The following is a 2,702-nucleotide window of genomic DNA, read 5'->3' on the forward strand; positions in this document are numbered from 1 at the left end:
TCGCCAGTCGGTGAAGCGGCCGCCCGCCGCCTCGACCAGAGGCTTGTGCGCCGACCAGTCCCAGACCTTCAGCTCGCTTTCGGCCACCAGGTCGATGCGCCCGGCTGCGACCATGGCGTAGGCGTAGCCGTCGCAGCCCAGTCGGGCCAGACGGGCCGAGGCGCGCAGGCGGTCCCAGGCGGCGCGGTCGTCGCCGACGAAGATATCAGGGTCGGTGGTGGCGATCAGCGCCTGACCCAGATCGGGGCAGGCGCGGGTCTTCAGCGGCGTCTCGTGTCCGCCTTTCAGCAGGCGCGCGCCCGACGGCCCGCCCAGGAAGACCTCGTCCAGATAGGGCTGGCCCACGGCGCCGATTACGGGCGCGCCGTCCTGGCGCAGGGCGATCAGGGTGGTCCACAGGGGCAGGCCGGCGATGAAGGCGCGGGTGCCGTCGATGGGGTCCAGCACCCAGACGTGGTCGGCGTCGGGGCGGTCCTCGCCGTATTCCTCGCCGATGACGCCGTGATCGGGATAACGGGCGGCGATCAGGCGACGGATGGCCGCCTCGGCGGCGCGGTCGGCTTCGGTGACGGGATCGAAAGCGCCGGGGCCGCCCTTGTCTTCCTGCGTGAAGTCGCCGCGGAAGAAGGGCAGGGCGACGCGCGCGGCCTTACGCGACAGTTCGACGGCGAAGGTTTCCAGCTCGGTCATGACCCGGCCATATACCGCCCGGAGCGTGATGGCCCCAAATTCATTGAATCAGGAGCTCATTGAACCGGGGAGGCGATCAGGCGGCGGCGGCCAGGGGCGCGTCGGGGCGGGGCTGGCTGGTGTCGGGGCTTTCGCCCGCGCCGTCGTAGAAATAGCTGACCGGCGTCTGCAGCGCCTCGGCCAACTCCCACAGACGGGCGGCGGAGATGCGGTTGGCGCCGCACTCATACTTCTGAATCTGCTGGAACCGGATGCCGATACGGTCGCCCAGCTGCTGCTGGGTCAGGCCCAGCAGGCGGCGGCGGCGGCGCAGGCGACGACCCAGGTGAAGGTCGATCTCGGCGGGCATGACGACTCTCCTGTCTCCCTCAGCCTGTGCCGGATCGGCACGGACAGGAAGGCGCGCCGCAAGCTGCGTGCCGTTTTCGCCCGCAAGGCGAAGGCGCAACCCGACGGTCGCCCGCGCATTACGGCCAAGGCAGTCAGCTTTTCAGGAAGGGAAGAGAAGCATGGGTGGATTTGGATTTATCGCCTGGATCATCATCGGCATCGTCGCCGGATGGCTGGCGGAAAAGATCATGAAGCGGGATCACGGCCTGCTCACCAATTTGATCGTCGGCGTGGTCGGCGCCCTGATCGGCGGGTTCCTGGCCAACAACCTTTTGGGGGTGGACGCCGCGGGTAATTGGATCGTCGGCATTATCGTCGCCACCATCGGCGCCGTGGTCCTGCTGTTCCTGCTCGGTCTTGTGAAGCGGCGGACCTGATCGGCGCTTCCTCACACAAGAAAAAAGGGGCGGCCCGCCGGGCCGCCCCTTTTGCCGTCGAACCAGACGATTTAGTGAGGTTCGTCGCCGTGCGGTTCATCGCTGGTCGGCTCATCGGCCGGCGGCGCGTCGGCCGGAGGGGCGTCAGCCGCCGCGTCCGGGGTCGGCTCAGCCGTGTCCGAGGCGATCGGAGCGGCTGACTGGATGTCCGAAGCGCTGGCGTCGACGACGATGTCGGCGCCGTCCTGACGGATGCCGGCCAGCGGCACCGGACGAACCTGGCCGTCGGCGGTGCGGACGGTCAGTTCCTGACCGTTGGCGCCGTTCTGGACGCCGACCAGTTTGCCGATCTCGGCGCCGTCGCTGCCCTTGACGGTCGAGCCCGGCGTGAGGGTCAGGCTCTGGGGAGCCGCAGCCGCCTCAGCGGGAGCCGGTTCGGGCGTCTGCGGCGTCGTGGCGTCCTGGGCGAAGGCAGGGGCGGCGATGAGGAAGGCGCCGGCGATGCCGGTCAGCAGGGCGGTCTTGCGGATCATGAGAAACTCCTGGAAGGGCGAGCCCGGCGCTCGCGAAAAAATGAACCCGCGTGATCTCTGATGGTTTCACCTGCCTCGAAATGACCTTTTACTCGCCCCAAACGACCGATTCTTGCTCTCTGGAGAGCGATTGACCAAACCGAGCGCAAAACACGACCCTTGGCGGATCACACGTCGACTGGCGGGGCTGGCCTATGAGCTGACGCCGCAGATGTTCGCGGTCGCCACCTTCCTGCTGGGCGGGGTGATGCTGCTGTCGGCGGTGACGCCCGCCTTCAGCGACCGACTGAGCGCGATCGGGCGCTTCTATCCGCCGCTGCTGATCGACCTGTCCCATTTCGCGGCCAGCGTGACGGGTTTCGTCCTGCTGTTGATCTCTGCGGGGCTGTGGCGACGGCGGCGCGGGGCCTATTATGCGGCGCTGGCCGTCCTGCTGGTCGGGGCGGTCTTCTCGCTGATGAAGGGGCTGGACTGGGAGGAGGCGATCGAGCTGACCCTGGCGGCGGCCTTGCTGACGCCGTGCCGGTCGGCCTTCAATCGTCGCTCGCGCCTGGGCGAGCCGCTGCGGCCGGGCTGGCTGCTGATGCTGGCGGCGGCGGTGGCGGCCATGCTGTGGCTGGGCCTCTTCGCCTATCGCGACACGGCCTATACTGACGAGCTGTGGTGGACCTTCCTGGTCGACAAACAGGCCTCGGGCTTCCTGCGCGCTGGG

General features: G+C 68.4%; 3 protein-coding genes and 2 pseudogenes. 2 read left to right on the forward strand and 3 right to left on the reverse strand.

Features of this window, described 5'->3' with window-relative positions; all coding sequences use genetic code 11:
• A partial coding sequence (gene hisN, locus RT567_RS15825) for a histidinol-phosphatase (protein WP_313577178.1) occupies positions 1 to 690 on the reverse strand: 690 nt, incomplete at its 3' end.
• 130 nt (positions 691 to 820) lie between these two features.
• A pseudogene (locus RT567_RS15830) lies at positions 821 to 1,039 on the reverse strand (helix-turn-helix domain-containing protein); the annotation flags it as partial.
• 160 nt (positions 1,040 to 1,199) lie between these two features.
• On the opposite strand from RT567_RS15830, the gene RT567_RS15835 reads away from it, so the two are divergent.
• Complete coding sequence (locus tag RT567_RS15835; RefSeq protein ID WP_003168780.1) at positions 1,200 to 1,457, forward strand: GlsB/YeaQ/YmgE family stress response membrane protein; 258 nt, start codon at positions 1,200 to 1,202, stop codon at positions 1,455 to 1,457.
• Positions 1,458 to 1,528: 71 nt separating this feature from the next.
• On the opposite strand, the gene RT567_RS15840 is transcribed toward RT567_RS15835, so the two are convergent.
• A complete protein-coding gene (locus RT567_RS15840) occupies positions 1,529 to 1,990 on the reverse strand; it encodes a superoxide dismutase (RefSeq protein ID WP_313577179.1) in 462 nt (153 codons plus the stop codon).
• Between the two features lie 130 nt (positions 1,991 to 2,120).
• Here RT567_RS15840 and RT567_RS15845 point away from each other — a divergent pair.
• Positions 2,121 to 2,702 (forward strand): annotated as a pseudogene (locus RT567_RS15845) (GNAT family N-acetyltransferase); the annotation flags it as partial.

The organism is Brevundimonas sp. (assembly GCF_032107865.1).
In the GTDB taxonomy this organism is placed as follows: Bacteria; Pseudomonadota; Alphaproteobacteria; order Caulobacterales; family Caulobacteraceae; genus Brevundimonas.

Coding starts and splice junctions, on each gene's coding strand:
- RT567_RS15840 (WP_313577179.1), bottom strand. CDS start 1,990: ATGATCCGCAAGACCGCCCTGCTGACCGGCATCGCCGGCGCCTTCCTC.
- RT567_RS15835 (WP_003168780.1), top strand. CDS start 1,200: ATGGGTGGATTTGGATTTATCGCCTGGATCATCATCGGCATCGTCGCC.